The sequence below is a fragment of the Gemella cuniculi DSM 15828 genome (genome assembly GCF_000425665.1).
GTDB lineage: Bacteria > Bacillota > Bacilli > Staphylococcales > Gemellaceae > Gemella > Gemella cuniculi.
Genome location: NZ_KE384431.1, coordinates 270,044 through 286,900, shown reverse-complemented (window position 1 = coordinate 286,900; position 16,857 = coordinate 270,044). Strand labels below are relative to the sequence as shown.

Genomic DNA, 16,857 nt, shown 5'->3' with positions numbered 1-16,857 from the left:
TTTTTTTTATTGGCCCGTTGGTCAAGTGGTTAAGACACCGCCCTTTCACGGCGGTAACACGGGTTCGAATCCCGTACGGGTCACCATTTGAATTGAGAATAAGAGTTTGGTCCCGTGGTGTAGCGGTTATCACGCCTGCCTGTCACGCAGGAGATCGCGGGTTCGATTCCCGTCGGGACCGCCATTTTTGCCTTGATAGCTCAGTTGGTAGAGCAATGGATTGAAGCTCCATGTGTCGGCAGTTCGACTCTGTCTCAAGGCATTTTTTATTTTATGGCGGATATGGCGAAGTGGTTAACGCATCGGATTGTGGTTCCGACATTCGAGGGTTCGATTCCCTTTATCCGCCCCATTAATATAAATTATTGTTAGAGGTAATATGCAGTTATTTGCGTATTACTTTTTTTGTAAGCAAAAAACTGGTATATAAAAATTTTATAAAGTAGAATAGTGGTATACTAAAATAGAGGAGTGTGCAGATAATGGAAAAAACATTTGAAGAATATCTGGAATATTATGAAATTATAAATTCTAAAATTGCTTTGGAAAAAATTGAATCAGAAGAAAAATTTATCCTATTTGTAGGAAGGGCGACTTGTCCATTTTGTAGGAAATTTATGCCAAAATTGAGTGATGTGATAATAAATGATAGTTTAAATGTATATTTTATAAATAGTCAAGATTCAAAAGATAGCGAGGGTATTGATAATCTAAGAGAAGAATTTTCGATAAAAACAGTTCCAGGTTTATTGGTGTCTGAAAATAAAGACGTAAGAGTTGTCTGTGATTCAAGTTTATCTATAGAAGAAATAAGAGAATTTATCAATTAAATTTTAACGAAAAAACTTATTCTTAATAACAAAGGGTAAGTTTTTTTGTTTAAAAGCTGAAAAATGAAAAATAAAATGATATAATATTATCTATAAAATTTTTAATCATCATTAATAAATTGATGTTTATTCAAATTATATTAAAAACTATATAAAAATAGTGGGGTGAAGCAGTGAAAAGCGAAAGATTAAGGATAGAAAATCTGATTTTTAATTATGGAGAAAAAAAAGTTTTAGATAATTTATCTTTTGAGGTTAAAGAAGGAGATTTTGTAGCGATTGTTGGGAAAAGCGGTGCAGGTAAATCAACACTTTTAAGATGTATAAACCTTTTGAATCGCCCTCAAAAAGGGGAAATAGCTTTTGGAGAAAAAAATATTTTAAACTATAATAAAAAACAATTAAAAAGATTAAGAAGAAATATTGCATTTATTTTTCAAGATTACAATGTTTTAGATAATCTATATACAGTGGAAAATGTATTAACTCCTTATTTATCAAAAAAATCTTTTTTAGAACTTATTTTAGGTTATTCGAAAAAAGAATATCAGGAAGGTATTGAATATTTGAAACAAGTGGGATTGGAAGATGAAGCATTTAGGAAATCAAAATATTTATCAGGTGGACAAAAACAGAGAGTAGCAATTGCGAAGTCCTTTGCTCAGAATCCAAAAATTATATTGGCAGATGAGCCAGTTAGTAGTTTAGATGAGAAAAATACCTATCTTATTATGGACACTTTTAGTAAGTTAAATAAAGAAAATGGAATTAGTATTTTAATAAATTTACATGATATAAACTTAGCAAAAAAATACAGCAACAAAATTTTAGGATTAAAAGACGGCAAGATTTTATTTTACAAAAATTCTAATATGGTGAGTGATGATGAATTTGAAGAACTTTATAATTAAAAAACAATTAGGAAAATTATTTAGTTATGCATTATTTATCTTATTGTTTTTAGTTGCGTACTCATCTTATGATGCGAAGAGTTTTTCTTTGGGATTTGAAAGAATAAAAAATCTTATTTTAAGAATGTATCCAATAGATTTTAGTATTCTAAAAAGTTTGTATCAACCAATTATAGAAACTTTAAATATTGCATTGTTTTCATCAATATTAGCATTGCTTACAGTTTTAATAATACTACCATTTTTGACGAATATTTTATTCGAATTAAAGCTAATTCCTAAGTTTGTAAGTGCAATTTTTTCAATTTTTAGGACATTACCATTTTTAATTGTTGCGGCTATTCTTGTTAGTTTATTTAGTACAGGAGCTTTTAGTGGATTTTTAAGTATGTATATAATAAATTTACTGACTGCATCAAAACTTTTAAAAGAGTATGCAGAGGAAATTGAAAAAAAACATTTAGAGGCTGTCGAATGTTTGGGAGTGTCAAAATTCGCCCTTTATAAAAATGCAATTTTATCAAATTTAAAACCTGCTATTATTTCTGTTTATTTTCTTGTATTAGAATCAAGTATAAGAGGAGCTAGTGTCTTAGGTTTAGTTGGAGCAGGGGGAATAGGGCAGCGTTTATGGAAGGAATTAAACCATCTTCGTTATGACAGGGTTTCTTTAATTATTTTAGTATTGGTAATTTTAATTTTCATAATAGATTCAATTAGTTTTTATTTTAGAAATTTAGAAAGTATTAATTATGTGACTTATGAAAAGTTTATATTTAAGAAAAATATTTTTAAAATTATTTTTTCGTTACTTATTGTTGGTAGTATTTTTTATGTTAGTAATTTTATAAATATAAGTGGAGAAAGATTTTTAATAGGTGTAAAACAACTAAAAGTTTTTGTAACAGAAATAATTAAACCTGATTGGTCTTATACTACTAAAATGCTAGTTCAATTAGCTGTAAGCATTATTATTGCATTTGTTGCAACAGCCTTTGCAGCATTTACAGCAATAATAACTTCGTACTTAGCTTCTGCAAATTTATTCGGAAAATATAAGGCAATAATCTCTAAAATTATCGTTAACATATTAAGGACCTTTCCACCAATAATAGTTGCTTTAATATTTTTTAGAGGGTTTGGTCCAGGTATGATAAGTAGTTTTTTTGCCCTTTATATTTACACAATAGGTGTGATTACAAAAATGTATAGTGAAGTACTTGAAGGAATGAATAGTAATATTTTGTTGACAACTAAAAGTTTGGGATTAGGAAATTTTGTGAGCTATATAAAAATAATTTTTAATGGATATTTTCCAGAATTTGTAACAATAGTTTTATATAGATTTGAATCGAATATAAAAAATTCTACTATATTAGGAATGGTGGGAGCAGGAGGAATAGGTCAGCTTCTAGTAAATAATATAGAGTATAGAAATTGGAATAGAATATCAACCCTTTTGATTGGATTATGTTCAGCGATAATTATTATAGAAAATATATCATATTTGATAAGGATAAAAGTAAAGAAATAAAAAGGAGATCTTAATGCGTTTAAAAGTAGGAAAAATTGTAAATACACATTCATTAAAAGGGGAGTTAAAAGTTATTTCTTCTACAGATTTTGAAGAGAAACGTTTTTCAAAAGGTAACAAATTATTGATTACAAGAGGAAATCAACTGATTAAAGAGGTCGTTGTAGAAAATTATAGACAACACAAGAATTCATTACTTGTAAAATTTGAAGAAATAAATTCAATAGAGGAAGCAGAAAAATTAAAGAATTTGCAGATAAAAATTGATGTAGAGAATACAGAAGAACTAGGAGAGAACGAATTTTATTTTCATGAAATTATAGGTTGTAAAGTTTTTGATGAAAATGCTAAATTTTTGGGAGAGATAATAGAAATATTGACTCCAGGAGCAAATGATGTTTGGGTTATAAAAAATGAACAAGGAAAAGAAGTCTTGATTCCATATATTGAGGATGTTGTAAAAAATATAGATATAAAAAATAAAAAAGTAGAAATTGAAATAATGGAAGGGTTATTTAACTAATGAAAATAGATATTTTAACATTATTTCCAGAAATGTTTACTTCACTTAATCATTCTATTTTAGGAAAAGCGAAAGAAAAACAACTTGTTAATATAAATATTGTAGATTATAGAAAATTTTCTGGAAATAAGCATAATCAGGTGGATGATTATCCGTTTGGTGGGGGACAAGGAATGGTTTTAAAGCCAGAACCAATATTTAATGCGATTGAAAGTCTAAATAAAACAGAAAGTACAAGAATTATTTTGTTATGCCCTCAAGGTGAAAGGTTTAGTCAAAAAAAAGCAGAGGAACTTTCTAAAGAAGAACATTTAGTTTTTATCTGTGGTCATTATGAAGGTTATGATGAACGAATAAGAGAGTATCTAGTAACTGATGAATTGTCAATAGGTGATTTTATTTTGACTGGAGGGGAGTTTGCTGCAATGACTATGGTCGATAGTATAGCGAGATTAGTTCCTGAGGTTTTAGGCAAAGAAGAATCACATAAAGATGATTCGTTTTCAACTGGACTTTTAGAATATCCACAGTATACCAGACCAAAAAATTATAAGGGTATGATAGTTCCAGATGTATTAACTTCAGGTCATCATAAAAATATAGAAATATATAGAAAAAAAGAAAGTTTAAAAAGAACATATTTGAGGCGACCAGATTTGTTGGAGAATTATAAATTAGATGAAAAAGAAAAAAAATTATTTGATGAAATAAAAAAAGAATTAAAAAATTAACATAAAATAAATGACATAATAGCAATTTTGATGTATAATATATAGTATGTTATTGTAAGCACAGGAGGATTAGAAGTAATGACAACTTCATTTGAGGAATTATTAAATAGCTCAGAAATGCTAAAAAAAGGAGATAAGGTAACTGGAACTGTATCTAAAATTGAATCTGATAGAGTATATGTTGATGTAGCAGGAGCGCAGTATGATTGTGTGATTTTGCGAAATCAAATTACAAGAAAGCCGTTTGAAAATATTGAAGAAATACTATCGGTTGGTGATGAAATAGAAGCACAAGTTACTGGTATTAGAGTAGATCGTGAAAAAAGAACAGAAGATGTTCCAGGTGTGATTTATCTGTCACATAAAATTTTAGAAAATGCTGAATATAGAAAACTTATGGAGTTATCTTGGACTCAGTTAATAGAAAAATTTGAAAATGGTGAATATATAACTGCAACTGTATCTGCACAAACAAAAGGTGGATTACTAGCGGAAGTTGAGGGATTACGTGCGTTTATTCCAGGATCTTATATTGATGTTAAATTTAAAAAAGATTTATCAAGTTTTGTAGGTAAAGAATATACATTCAAAATTGAAGAAGTTGATAAATCTAAAAATAAAATTATCTTAAATAGAAGGGTGATTTTAGAAGAAGAGCAGGCTAAAAAATTAGCGGAGATCTACGATAATATTAATGTAGGAGATGTTGTAGAAGGAAAAGTAAATCGTATTGCTAGCTTTGGTGCATTTGTTAATTTAGGAGAGATTGATGGATTACTTCATATTTCCGAGATATCACATAAGCGTTTTGATAAAATAGAAGATGTTCTTTCTGTTGGTGATATGGTAAAAGTTGCAGTAATTGCAGTTGATAAAGAAAATGAAAGGGTATCATTATCGGCAAAAACATTGTTACCAACACAGTGGGAAGTAGCTCGTGCAACCATTAAAACTGGAGATGTGCTAGAAGGTGTTGTACGTAATACAACTGCGTTTGGAGCATTTGTAGAGATTATGGATGATGTAGAGGGATTAGTACACATTTCTCAAATTTCTCACGAGAGAGTAAATAATGTATCAGATGTTCTTAACAGAGGTGATAAAGTAACTGTAAAAGTACTTGATGTAGATTTTGAAAATGAAAGATTGTCTTTAACTATAAAAGAATTACAGGAAAAACCTAAAAAAGAAGAAGTTAAAGAAGAACCAGAATTTGACACATCTTATTTAAAAGACGAAGATACTTCATTTAGTGTTGCAGATAAATTTAAAGATATTGAACTTTAATTTCTAGATTAATTAGAAAAAATAATGGCAGTAGATTGATAGGTGTCTATTGCTATTATTTTTTGAATAAGAGTAATAATTTTTTTAGAAATTGATATTTAATTAATAAGTCTATATTAATTATATTGTGGAGGTAAAAAGATGGCAAAACCAACAGTGGCTATTATAGGAAGACCAAACGTGGGGAAATCTACTATTTTTAATAAAATAATAGGGGATAGACTTTCTATAGTAGAAGATGTAGCGGGAGTTACTCGTGATAGAATATATTCAAAAGCAGAATGGTTAAATTATTCTTTCTTTATGATTGATACTGGAGGAATAGAGTTAGAGGATACTCCATTTCAAAAGCAAATTAGGGCACAGGCAGAATTGGCAATTGATGAAGCTGATGTAATTATATTTCTAACTAACGGTCGTGATGGAGTGACTAGTGACGATGAAGAGGTAGCGAAACTTCTTTACAAAACAGATAAACCAGTTGTACTTGCAGTTAATAAAATTGATAATTTTGATATGAATCATATGATTTATGATTTTTATTCATTAGGTTTTGGAGAACCGTTCCCAATATCTGGCTCACATGGTTTAGGTATTGGAGATTTATTAGATGAAGTTTGCAAAAATTTCAAAGTATCTGACGAAGAAGTAGAAGATAAAAAAATTAGATTTTCTTTAATAGGGAGACCAAATGTAGGAAAATCTAGTTTAATTAACACAATTTTAGGAAAAGAGCGTGTAATAGCATCTGATATTGCGGGAACAACAAGAGATGCTATTGATACCGATTTTATTCATAATGGGGATGAATATGTAGTTATTGATACAGCAGGTATAAGAAAACGTGGAAAAGTATATGAATCATGTGAAAAATATTCAGTACTTCGTTCATTAAAAGCTATAGAAAGATCCGATGTTGTTTTAGTTGTTCTTAATGCCGAAGAAGGGATTATTGAACAAGATAAAAAAGTTGCCGGTTATGCACATGAATCAGGAAAAGGGGTAATAATAGTTGTCAATAAATGGGATGCAATAGCTAAAGATGACAAAACAATGAAGGAATTTGATGAGAAAATTCGTGATAATTTTTCTTATCTAGATTATGCTAAGATTATTTATGTTTCTGCAAAGACAAAACAGAGAGTATTTAACATTTTTCCATTAATAAAAGAATCGTATGAAAATAGACAGCGAAGAATTCAATCGTCAACATTAAACGAAATTGTCGTTGATGCTGTATCTATGAATCCAACACCAATGGATAAAGGGAAGAGGTTAAACATTTTTTACGCATCACAAGTTGCAATTAACCCACCAACATTTGTATTTTTTGTAAATTATCCAGAATTAATGCACTTTTCTTATGAGAGATTTTTAGAAAATAGAATTCGTGATTCATTTAATTTTGATGGAACACCAATAAAATTATTAGCAAGAAAAAGAAATTGATGTAGAAGTTAATTATGAAATTTGTATTTGATTTAGATGGTACAATTTGTTTTGATGGAAAAAATATTTCAAATAAAATAATAGAAATTTTAAAAAAGGCAGAAGAATATGGCCATGAAATTTGTTTTGCATCTGCAAGATCATACCGGGATTGTATGCCAGTTTTAAAAGACGATTTTAAGGAAAATATTGTTATTTCGCTTAATGGAGCAGCAGTATATAAAAATCAAAATTTATTAACTTATACACCCTTAAATAAGGATTTTTATTTAAGAATATTAAAGTTCTGTGAAAAATATGATTTACCTTATTTTATAGATGATTATATAAATTATGTATATAACAAGGAAGAAGAAATTAGCTTTTTCAAGTATGTTGATAAATACAAAGTTGCAAAATCATTAAAACTAGATGAAATGCTAGAACCTATAAAAATGGCAATTTTTGTTAATAAAAATGAAGAAATTCGTGATCAAATTTTAAATATTTCAAACGATGAAAAAAAAGTTTCTATTATGTATCATGAAATAGAAAGAGCAATCTACATTAATCCTGTAGATATTAATAAAGCAAATAGTATAATTAATAATATATCTCCAGAATATGTAGCATTTGGAAATGATAAAAATGATATAGAAATGATAGAGAACGCGACATATGGAATTCAAGTTGGAGAATATTCGGAATTAACTAAGGTTGCAGACGAAATAATTTCAGGAGCAAATATTGAGAAAAAAATTGCTGATAAAATAATGGAGTTGTTTATAAAATATCAGGGAAGTTAAAATAATTTTTCTTAAATAATGGTAGAAAATACTAGCAAATAATAGAAGAACATGATATAATCTTCTTTATATATTTACCACTAGGAGGAAATTGATATGCCAATAGGATTTTATGGAACGTCGGCTAGTTACATACTTTACTTTTTATTGATAATGTTGATTCCGTTATGGGCACAATTTAAAGTAAGAAGTACATATGAGAGATACAAAAAAGTAAGAACAAAATCAGGATTAACAGGAAAAGAAGTTGCGGAAATAATAATGCAAGCTAATGGAATAACTGGAGTTGAGGTAATAAAAGGAGAAGATGAATTATCAGACCATTATGACCCCACTAAAGATGTTGTTGTTTTGTCTCCGATAGTTTATTCACAACCAACAGTTGCTTCAGTAGCAATAGCAGCACACGAAGTGGGACATGTTATCCAAGATAAAGTTGCAGATTACAAACCTATGAGATGGAGACATAGTTTAGTTCCGTTAGCAAATATTGGTGGAAATTTATCAACTATTTTAATTTTAGTAGGCTTTATGTTGACTGGACTAATAGGGCAATTTGGTTATACGGTGGCTTGGATAGGTGTAGGATTCATGTTATTTGCAGTACTATTTCAAGTGGTAACTTTGCCTGTAGAGTTTGATGCCTCTAAGCGTGCTTTAGAACAAGTTGTAGATCTTAATATAGTTGATGAACAAGAACATAGACATTGCAAAAAAGTTTTAACAGCAGCAGCTTTAACATATGTAGCAGCAGCATTAGTAGCTTTAATGGAAATGTTAAGATTTATATTTATATTATTGAGTAGTAATAGAGATTAGAATAAAAGACGATTACGCTGTAGTGAGCTGTACCTAAAATTAATTTAAGGGACAGTTCACTTTTGTAGTAATCGCTTTTTTATATTGTTATACAAGATAAATTGAAAAATATAGTTTTTATTATAAATTTTCTTTTTTGTAATATAAAATCTATTATAGAATAAATTTTTTTTCAATTTAATTTGAAATAAATATGAAAAACAATTATAAAAATAATAAATATAAAATCGTCTTATATTTTGAAATGAGAAGGATAATATAAGTTTTAATAATTGAAAATTTTAAAAAATAATGAGATAATTGTTTTACAAAACAAAAGGAGGAGAAACATTATGAAAGGTTTTGCTATGAAAAAAATTGGAGAAATTGGTTGGATTGAAAAAGAAAGACCAGTTTGTGGACCAAGCGATGCTATAATAAAACCATTAGCGTTGTCACCATGTACATCAGATGTGCACACAGTGTGGGAAGGAGCAATTGGCGAAAGAACTGATATGATATTGGGGCATGAAGGCTGTGGTGTTGTTGTGGAGGTAGGAGAATTAGTAAAAGATTTTAAGGTTGGAGATAGAGTTATGGTTGCAGCTATAACGCCTGATTGGAATTCTTTAGAGGCACAAGCAGGTTTTCCAATGCATTCAGGGGGGATGCTAGCAGGATGGAAGTTTTCTAACTTTAAAGATGGGATGTTTGGGGAATTTTTCCATGTGAATGATGCAGATGGAAACTTAGCACATATTCCAGATGGAGTTAGTGTAGAAGAAGCGTGTATGCTTTCTGATATGGTACCAACAGGATTTCATGGTGTGGAGTTAGCTGATGTACAGTTTGGAGATACTGTGCTAGTAGTCGGAATTGGGCCAGTTGGTTTAATGGCAGTAGCTGGAGCAAATTTGAGAGGGGCATCTAGAATTATTGCAGTAGGTACTCGACAAATTTGCCGTGATGTAGCTAAAAAATATGGTGCAACTGATTTTATTGGATATAAAGAAGGATCAATTGATGAACAAGTACTAAAACTAACAGATGGAAAAGGAGTAGATAAAGCTATAATAGCTGGAGGTAGTGTAGAAACGATGGAACCAGTTGTTAAATGCTTAAAACCTGGAGGAAAAATAGGAAATGTAAATTACTTAGGTAAAGGTACTTACATAAATATCCCACGTGTTGAATGGGGTGTTGGAATGGGACATAAACAAATTTTGGGAGGTTTAATGCCAGGAGGAAGATTACGCTTAGAAAAATTAGCAAAACTAATTGAATGTGGGAAATTAGACGTAAATCATCTATTAACTCATAAATTTTATGGCTTTGACAAAGTAGAAGATGCCTTATTACTTATGAAAGAAAAGCCAGCTGATTTAATAAAACCAGTTGTTATTTTGGAAAATTAATATTAATGACGGAGAAGCTGGATGCTTTTCCGTTTTTTATAGGTGGTGTGTTAGGTGAAGATAATTTTAATATCGGGATTTTTAGGTGCTGGAAAAACTAGCTTTGTAAAGAGTTTATCCGAAAATACAAAAGAAAAATTTGTTATATTAGAAAATGAATTTGGAGAGTTAAATTTAGATGGTGAGTACTTAAGAAAAAATTTAAAAGACGACATTGCTAATGAGGTAAAGATATGGGAACTAACGCAAGGGTGTATTTGTTGTTCTGTAAATTTAGATTTAACGCATTCTGTTTTGACTATAGCTAATACATTGAATCCAGATTATTTAATAATAGAACCAAGTGGTATTGCAATGACTAGTAATATAATTAAAAAATTGAATAAAATAAGTTATGAAAGGATAGAATTAGGACTTCCTATAGTTATAATAGATGCCCATAATTATAAAAATAGTTTAGAAAATTTTAAATTATATTTAGAAGATCAATTAAATTACAGTGGTTTGATAGTTGTAAGTAAATCAGAAAATATGTGTGAAAATGATTTTTTAGAATTAAAAAAAGAGCTAAATATAAAGGAAAGCACACAGTTTCCGCTTACTCATTATAGTAGGTGGTCGGAAAAAAATTGGCAAAATATTTTAGATGTAAAAACATCATTGCATAAAGAAGATAAAAAGATAAAATTAAATTTCAAAGTTGAAAATAATAAGAAGAGAAAGTTAGAACAAATTAGTTTCGATAATATAAATATAGAATCAGTAGATGTACTATTTTATATTTTGCTACTTTTAACGTCTGGAAAATTTGGGAATATAGAAAGAGCAAAAGGATATTTTTCAATAGAAAATAATTATTTTAAATTTGATCTTGTAGGAAAAAATTATGCAATAACTGGTTGTGAAAAAATGTCTGATGAAAGAGTAGTAATAATAGGTGAGAATCTAGAAAAATGTTTATTAAAAAATTTATTTAAAGTTTTTTAAAACTAGTTATTTTTTAATAACTATGCTTGCTGTTATTAAAAGAAAAAATAATAAAAATAATAAATTAGTGACTATGTAGTCTAGTGCTAATTGTAGAATAAATCTTTACAATAAGATTAATTCTTTTAAGATAATTGTTGCTTTGTTTAAGTAAATGGTTTAAAATGTTATTATGCTGTTAAAATATAATAATAAATATTTTACATAATCATCAGTGAAATAAAGGAGATATAAATGAACAAAAATACTTTATTAACTTTAGCCGCTGCAGGTGCTTGTGCTGCTGTAGTATCAAGGGCTTTATCAAAAAAAGAAAAATTTACTGCAGAAGAATTAGAAAAAATTAATAAGTACAAAGAATATTTAGAAGACAAAGACTATGTCATAATTAATAAAGAAAATTATAAAAAGAATAATTCAAAATTACTTTCTCTTTCTTCAATACCTATCTACTATAAAGCTGCCAAAACTGTAGCAAAATTTATTTTCTAAGTTATGTTTATTCCAGAAAAAAATTATTCGTTTTATGAAGAAGAACCTAAGGGGAAGTTAACTTTTAAAAAATTTTGTAAAGAGATGTATTATAGGATTATGTATGATGAAATTTCGATTCTGTCATCTAACCTTAGCTATTATTTTATTCTATCTCTTTTTCCGATGTTAATAGTAGCATTAGCATTAACTCCATATTTTAGAATCGATCAACAATTTTTATTAAATAAAATTCAAACTTTTGCACCGGGAGATTTAGGTGATTATTTATTTAATATGATTAGTGAAGTGCTAAATAATAAAAGTAATACTATTATTACCGTGGGTATTGTATTTACATTATGGTCTGCTTCTAATGGAATTTATGGGATTATAATCGCTTTTAATAATGCTTTTAGAGTTCGTGATGGAAGAATTTGGATAGTTACTAAACTGATAAGTATTTTATTTACTATTTTATTTTTAGTAGGAATGTTTTTAGTGTTGGCACTTGTAGTTTTTGGAAAGCAGCTAACTTACCTACTATTTCATAAATTAAATTTTGATGAAGGATTTTCAAACCTATGGTCATATTTAACTTACAGTTTTCCTATGTTATTTACTTTTATAGTATTTGTGTTTTTGTATATACTAGGACCAAATGTTAGAGTAAAATCTATAAGTTTATTTCCAGGGGCACTGTTTTCTACAATATCTTGGACTTTAGTAAGTAGACTTTTTGGATATTATATTGATCATTTTTCCAGTTATATAAAAACTTATGGAACTATTGGTGCATTAATGGCGTTTATTATTTGGTTATATATTACAGGATATATTTTGATTTTAGGTGCTGAGATAAATGCAATTTTTCATAATTATAAAGTTGAGCATAGAGTTTTTGAAGAAACCCATACAAAAGAGGAAAATAGTTTATTTTAAATCTCAAGAGTAATTTTTACTTTTGAGATTTTTATTGTTGAAATTTTTATTTGTAGAATTGAGCAAACTTTATTTTTTAATAAACACAAAATATAAATTTTAGGATGTTATTATGTTAAAAGCACATAATTTATAGTATAATGATATAGATAAAATATATTAAAATAACTGTTAAAAATTTGTGAAATATTTATAGTTATTGATACGCCACCAACTATTTATAAATTTGTTATTTTATTGAATTTTATTTTATAGATTGTTATTAAATTGAAAATTTTTAATTTTGAAAGGAGTTTTTGAATATGAAAAAAGAAATTTATTTAGCTGGAGGATGCTTTTGGGGAGTTGAGGGATATTTTTCTCAACTTCCAGGAGTGATTAAAACTAGAGCAGGATATAGTAACGGAGAAACTAAAGAAACAGATTATACAAAAATTAAATCAACAGATCACGCTGAGGTAATTTACTTAAAATATGATGCTGATGTGTTACCATTAAATGATGTTCTTCGTCATTATTTCAGAATCATAGACCCAGTTAGTGTTAATAAACAAGGTGCAGATATTGGACGACAATATAGAACGGGCATTTATTATGTTGACGAAGAAACAAAAGAAGAGGTAGTGAAATTTATAGATGAGCTTCAGAAAAATTTTACTAAAAAAATTGCTGTTGAAGTTGAAAAAGTAGCTAATTATATTGATGCAGAAGAGTATCATCAAAAATATTTAGAAAAAAATCCTACAGGGTATTGTCATGTAGATTTATCATTAGCGAAAAAAAGTTTATAATCAATATTTGTAAATGTGGCGATTATAGATAAAGAAGTAAAACTAATTAAGGATAACTTTGAAATAAAAAATTAAGAAAAACTTTGAAAAAAAGTAAAAAAAAAGGTAAAATATATATTAAGTATATGAATAAGTGAGGAGTTTAAAAATGACTAATATTTTAATTTTGGGGCATAAAAATCCAGATACGGATTCTATATGTTCTGCTGTTATTTATAATAATTTAAAAAGAATGCAAGGAATGGATACTGAAGCGGTACGTCTAGGTGAATTGAATGATGAGACGAAATATGCCCTGAAATATTTTGATGTAAGAGAACCACGTTTAATTAATGAAGTTAACGAAGGACAGAATGTGATCTTAGTTGATCATAATGAATTCCAACAATCAGCAAATGGTATTGAAAAAGCCATTATTCGAGAGGTAATAGATCATCATCGTATAGCGAACTTTGAAACGGCAGGTCCTTTGTATTATCGTGCAGAACCTTTAGGGTGTACAGCTACTATTTTGAAAAAAATTTATGAAGAGCAAAGTGTGCATATTGATAAACAAATAGCAGGGCTTATGCTTTCTGCCATTATTTCAGATTCATTATTATTTAAATCACCAACCTGCACTTTACAAGATAAAGTTGCAGCTAATGAATTAGCAGAAATAGCAGAAGTAAATCTTGAAGAATATGGATTAGCTATGCTAAAAGCAGGGGCCTCTACTAAGGATAAGAAGGCTGAAGATTTAATCTCATTAGATGCTAAAGAGTTTATTTTAGGTGAAGATAAACTTATTGTTGCTCAAATTAATACTGTCGATGAAAAAGAAGTAGTAGAACGTAAAGAAGAATTAGAAAAAGCAATTAATACTGAAATTTCTTCAAAATCATTATCAGCTTTTGTTTTTGTTATTACAAATATTTTAACTTCTAATTCAGAAGTTTTAGTATTAGGTGGGAAAAAAGACAAAGTAGCGAATGCTTTTGGAAAAACATTAGCCAATGACTTTATGTTATTGGAAGGTGTTGTTTCAAGAAAAAAACAAGTAGTTCCTCAAATTACAGAAGAATTTGCTAAGTAGTTTTAACTTTAGCTTAGGTAGTAATAATAAAATAATTATAGAGTAGAAAGTGGGACTAAGTATCTCACTTTCTAATTTATATATAAGATTAAAATTAGATAATGAAAATCTTAGCTTTAATACTTTTATTATAATATTAAAAATTTATTACAACGAGGAATATATATGGAAAAAAGAAAATCAATAATATGGAATTTTATAAAAAGTGTAATTATAAATTCTTTGATAGTTCTCGCATTTTCAGGATTATTTAGTAATAGCCTGAGAATAGAAAAAACCATTTATGGATTTTATGGTGCACTTTTAATTACATTATTTTATATGTTTATACGACCACTGCTCATGTTAGTAAGTATTATACCTATAGTTATGACTTTTGGTATTTTTATTGTCATAATAAATGCTTTTTTAATAGCTTTGGTTTCGTATCTATTGGCACCAAGGTTCGAGGTGGCTTCTTTTGGAGCTGCATTTTTCTTAGCAATTTTTATTTCATTATTTAATGCATTGTTAAATAGTAATGACAGAAAAATAATTATTAAAAGATTTTAGTTAGGAGATATTTTATGGAGAAAATTACAACGAGATCTCTTGTAGAAAAATTAAATTTGGAAATAATTAGTGGAGAAAAAGGTTTAGATCGTGAAATTACGACAGATGAATTATCAAGACCAGCATTACAACTTGCAGGTTATTTCTCTTATTATTCTCCACAAAGAGTACAAATTTTAGGAACTAGTGAACTTTCTTTTTTTAAATTGGTACCAAATATTGAAAAAAGATCAAGAATGCGTATGTTATGTACACGAATTACACCATGCATAATTGTTTCAAGAGATTTAGAAGTTCCTATTGAATTAATAGAAGCATCAAATAGATATGATACTCCGGTTCTTCGCAGTAAAGTAGAAACCACAAAAATTATGGGAAGTATAACCAATTATTTGCAAAAAGTGTTTGCTCCTTCAACATCAGTTCATGGTGTATTTATAGAAGTCTACGGGATAGGGGTACTTATAACTGGAGAAAGCGGAATAGGTAAAAGTGAAATCGCACTTGAACTTATTAAAAGAGGTCATCGTCTTGTAGCGGATGACAGGGTTGATATAAAAGAACTTGAAAAAAATTATTTGTTAGGAAGTTGTGAATCACCACTCATAAAGCATTTGTTAGAAATACGTGGACTTGGAATTATAAATGTCATGACATTATTTGGAACAGGAGCCGTAAGAAGTGATAAAAGAATGCAACTAAATGTCCATTTGGAAACTTGGAATGAATCTAAGCAATATGACAGAATAGGATTAGGAAATGAATATAAAGAAATATTAAATTCAAAAATTGAGAAAAAGACTATTCCGGTAAGACCTGGACGTAATGTAGCAATTATTATTGAATCAGCAGCTATGAACTATAGGTTAAATAAAATGGGAACAAATACTGCTGAAGAATTCACTGAACGACTTGCTGCTGAAATTAAAAAGAATAATTTAAAAAATAAAGAAGGTGAGTAATATGAATTTTAATTACATAAATCCAATTGCAGTTCATTTATTCTCTAAACCTATTTATTGGTATGGAATAATTATTGCAACGACAGTTTTAGTTGCATATTTAATGGCTGATAAAGAAGCAACTAAAAGAGGATTAAAAAAAGATACCATGATAGATTTATTATTAATGGCGTTACCAGTTGCATTTATTTTTGCTAGGGCATATTATGTAATGTTTAGATGGGATTACTATTCAATACATAAAAATGAGATTATAGCAATTTGGGATGGAGGAATCGCTATTTATGGTGGACTTATTGGCGGCTTTATAGTTTTATATTTCTTTGCTAAAAAAAGAAATATAAAAGTTATAAAATTACTTGATATTATTGCTCCTAGTCTTTTAGTTGGTCAAATTATAGGGCGTTGGGGAAATTTTTTCAACCATGAAGCATATGGAGAAGTAGTCAGTAAAGAATTTTTAGAAAAGAGATTTATCCCTAACTTTATAATTGAAAATATGTATATTGATGGAGCATATCGACAACCAACTTTTTTATATGAAAGTTTATGGTGTATAGTGGCTTTAATAGTGTTGTTACTTCTAAGAAATAAACTTGCACAAAGTGAAGTGTTTGCAATGTATTTAATTTTATATGGTATTGAACGTTTCATAGTAGAGGGAATGAGAACTGATTCACTTTATTTAGGAGGAATGAGAGTTTCGCAAGTTCTTTCACTGGTATTTGTTATAGGAAGTTTGATATACTTAGTAGTGCTTAATACGAAATACCGTAATAAGAAAATTTTGTATAAAGAATCATAATTAACAAAA

Annotated in this window: 18 protein-coding genes and 4 tRNA genes; all 22 read left to right on the top strand. The window is 28.4% G+C overall.

Going from position 1 to position 16,857, the window contains the following annotated elements; translation table 11 throughout:
• The first annotated feature begins 11 nt into the window (after window positions 1–11).
• The 22 genes from H612_RS0106060 to lgt all read left to right on the top strand — a co-directional run bounded on the left by H612_RS0106060 (window position 12) and on the right by lgt (window position 16,848).
• Window positions 12–86, top strand: a tRNA-Glu gene (locus H612_RS0106060).
• A gap of 22 nt (window positions 87–108) precedes the next feature.
• Window positions 109–184: transfer RNA gene (locus H612_RS0106055), tRNA-Asp, on the top strand.
• A 5-nt stretch (window positions 185–189) separates the two neighbouring features.
• A tRNA-Phe gene (locus tag H612_RS0106050) sits at window positions 190–262 on the top strand.
• Between the two features lie 14 nt (window positions 263–276).
• Window positions 277–352, top strand: a tRNA-His gene (locus tag H612_RS0106045).
• 130 nt (window positions 353–482) lie between these two features.
• Complete coding sequence (locus tag H612_RS0106040; protein ID WP_027130626.1) at window positions 483–830, top strand: DUF6568 family protein; 348 nt, start codon at window positions 483–485, stop codon at window positions 828–830.
• Between the two features lie 173 nt (window positions 831–1,003).
• Window positions 1,004–1,741, top strand: a complete 738-nt coding sequence (gene phnC, locus H612_RS0106035) for a phosphonate ABC transporter ATP-binding protein (RefSeq protein WP_027130625.1) — start codon at window positions 1,004–1,006, stop codon at window positions 1,739–1,741.
• Window positions 1,716–3,275 (top strand): PhnE/PtxC family ABC transporter permease, encoded by a 1,560-nt coding sequence (locus H612_RS0106030; protein WP_027130624.1) that lies wholly within the window; start codon window positions 1,716–1,718, stop codon window positions 3,273–3,275. The genes phnC and H612_RS0106030 overlap by 26 nt, the downstream gene beginning before the upstream one ends.
• 13 nt (window positions 3,276–3,288) lie before the next feature.
• Window positions 3,289–3,798 (top strand): ribosome maturation factor RimM, encoded by a 510-nt coding sequence (gene rimM, locus H612_RS0106025; RefSeq protein ID WP_027130623.1) that lies wholly within the window; start codon window positions 3,289–3,291, stop codon window positions 3,796–3,798.
• A complete protein-coding gene (gene trmD / locus H612_RS0106020) occupies window positions 3,798–4,529 on the top strand; it encodes a tRNA (guanosine(37)-N1)-methyltransferase TrmD (RefSeq protein WP_027130622.1) in 732 nt (243 codons plus the stop codon). Before rimM ends, trmD begins: the two co-directional genes overlap by 1 nt.
• Window positions 4,530–4,607: 78 nt before the next feature.
• Complete coding sequence (gene rpsA, locus H612_RS0106015) at window positions 4,608–5,816, top strand: 30S ribosomal protein S1 (protein ID WP_027130621.1); 1,209 nt, start codon at window positions 4,608–4,610, stop codon at window positions 5,814–5,816.
• A gap of 141 nt (window positions 5,817–5,957) precedes the next feature.
• Window positions 5,958–7,265 (top strand): ribosome biogenesis GTPase Der, encoded by a 1,308-nt coding sequence (der, locus tag H612_RS0106010; protein WP_027130620.1) that lies wholly within the window; start codon window positions 5,958–5,960, stop codon window positions 7,263–7,265.
• 14 nt (window positions 7,266–7,279) lie between these two features.
• The gene (locus H612_RS0106005; protein ID WP_027130619.1) at window positions 7,280–8,050 is read left to right on the top strand and encodes an HAD-IIB family hydrolase; all 771 of its coding nucleotides are present in this window, start codon (window positions 7,280–7,282) and stop codon (window positions 8,048–8,050) included.
• A 96-nt stretch (window positions 8,051–8,146) separates the two neighbouring features.
• Entirely contained in the window at window positions 8,147–8,869 is a 723-nt protein-coding gene (locus H612_RS0106000; protein WP_027130618.1) for a zinc metallopeptidase, read from the top strand.
• A gap of 332 nt (window positions 8,870–9,201) precedes the next feature.
• Window positions 9,202–10,263, top strand: coding sequence for an NAD(P)-dependent alcohol dehydrogenase (locus tag H612_RS0105995; protein ID WP_027130617.1), 1,062 nt, complete (start codon window positions 9,202–9,204; stop codon window positions 10,261–10,263).
• A 54-nt stretch (window positions 10,264–10,317) separates the two neighbouring features.
• The gene (locus H612_RS0105990) at window positions 10,318–11,250 is read left to right on the top strand and encodes a GTP-binding protein (protein WP_027130616.1); all 933 of its coding nucleotides are present in this window, start codon (window positions 10,318–10,320) and stop codon (window positions 11,248–11,250) included.
• A gap of 234 nt (window positions 11,251–11,484) precedes the next feature.
• The gene (locus tag H612_RS0105985) at window positions 11,485–11,742 is read left to right on the top strand and encodes a hypothetical protein (RefSeq protein WP_027130615.1); all 258 of its coding nucleotides are present in this window, start codon (window positions 11,485–11,487) and stop codon (window positions 11,740–11,742) included.
• Between the two features lie 3 nt (window positions 11,743–11,745).
• A complete protein-coding gene (locus tag H612_RS0105980) occupies window positions 11,746–12,663 on the top strand; it encodes a YihY/virulence factor BrkB family protein (protein WP_027130614.1) in 918 nt (305 codons plus the stop codon).
• 302 nt (window positions 12,664–12,965) lie between these two features.
• Window positions 12,966–13,454, top strand: a complete 489-nt coding sequence (gene msrA / locus H612_RS0105975) for a peptide-methionine (S)-S-oxide reductase MsrA (protein ID WP_027130613.1) — start codon at window positions 12,966–12,968, stop codon at window positions 13,452–13,454.
• A gap of 148 nt (window positions 13,455–13,602) precedes the next feature.
• Window positions 13,603–14,529 carry a manganese-dependent inorganic pyrophosphatase gene (locus H612_RS0105970; protein WP_027130612.1) on the top strand — a complete coding sequence of 309 codons (927 nt, stop codon included), beginning with the start codon at window positions 13,603–13,605 and terminating at the stop codon, window positions 14,527–14,529.
• 165 nt (window positions 14,530–14,694) lie between these two features.
• Entirely contained in the window at window positions 14,695–15,081 is a 387-nt protein-coding gene (locus H612_RS0105960) for a phage holin family protein (RefSeq protein WP_027130611.1), read from the top strand.
• Between the two features lie 14 nt (window positions 15,082–15,095).
• On the top strand, window positions 15,096–16,043 hold the full coding sequence (hprK, locus tag H612_RS0105955; protein WP_027130610.1) for an HPr(Ser) kinase/phosphatase: 948 nt from the start codon (window positions 15,096–15,098) through the stop codon (window positions 16,041–16,043).
• Window position 16,044: 1 nt separating this feature from the next.
• Complete coding sequence (gene lgt / locus H612_RS0105950) at window positions 16,045–16,848, top strand: prolipoprotein diacylglyceryl transferase (RefSeq protein ID WP_027130609.1); 804 nt, start codon at window positions 16,045–16,047, stop codon at window positions 16,846–16,848.
• The last annotated feature ends 9 nt before the right edge of the window (window positions 16,849–16,857 follow it).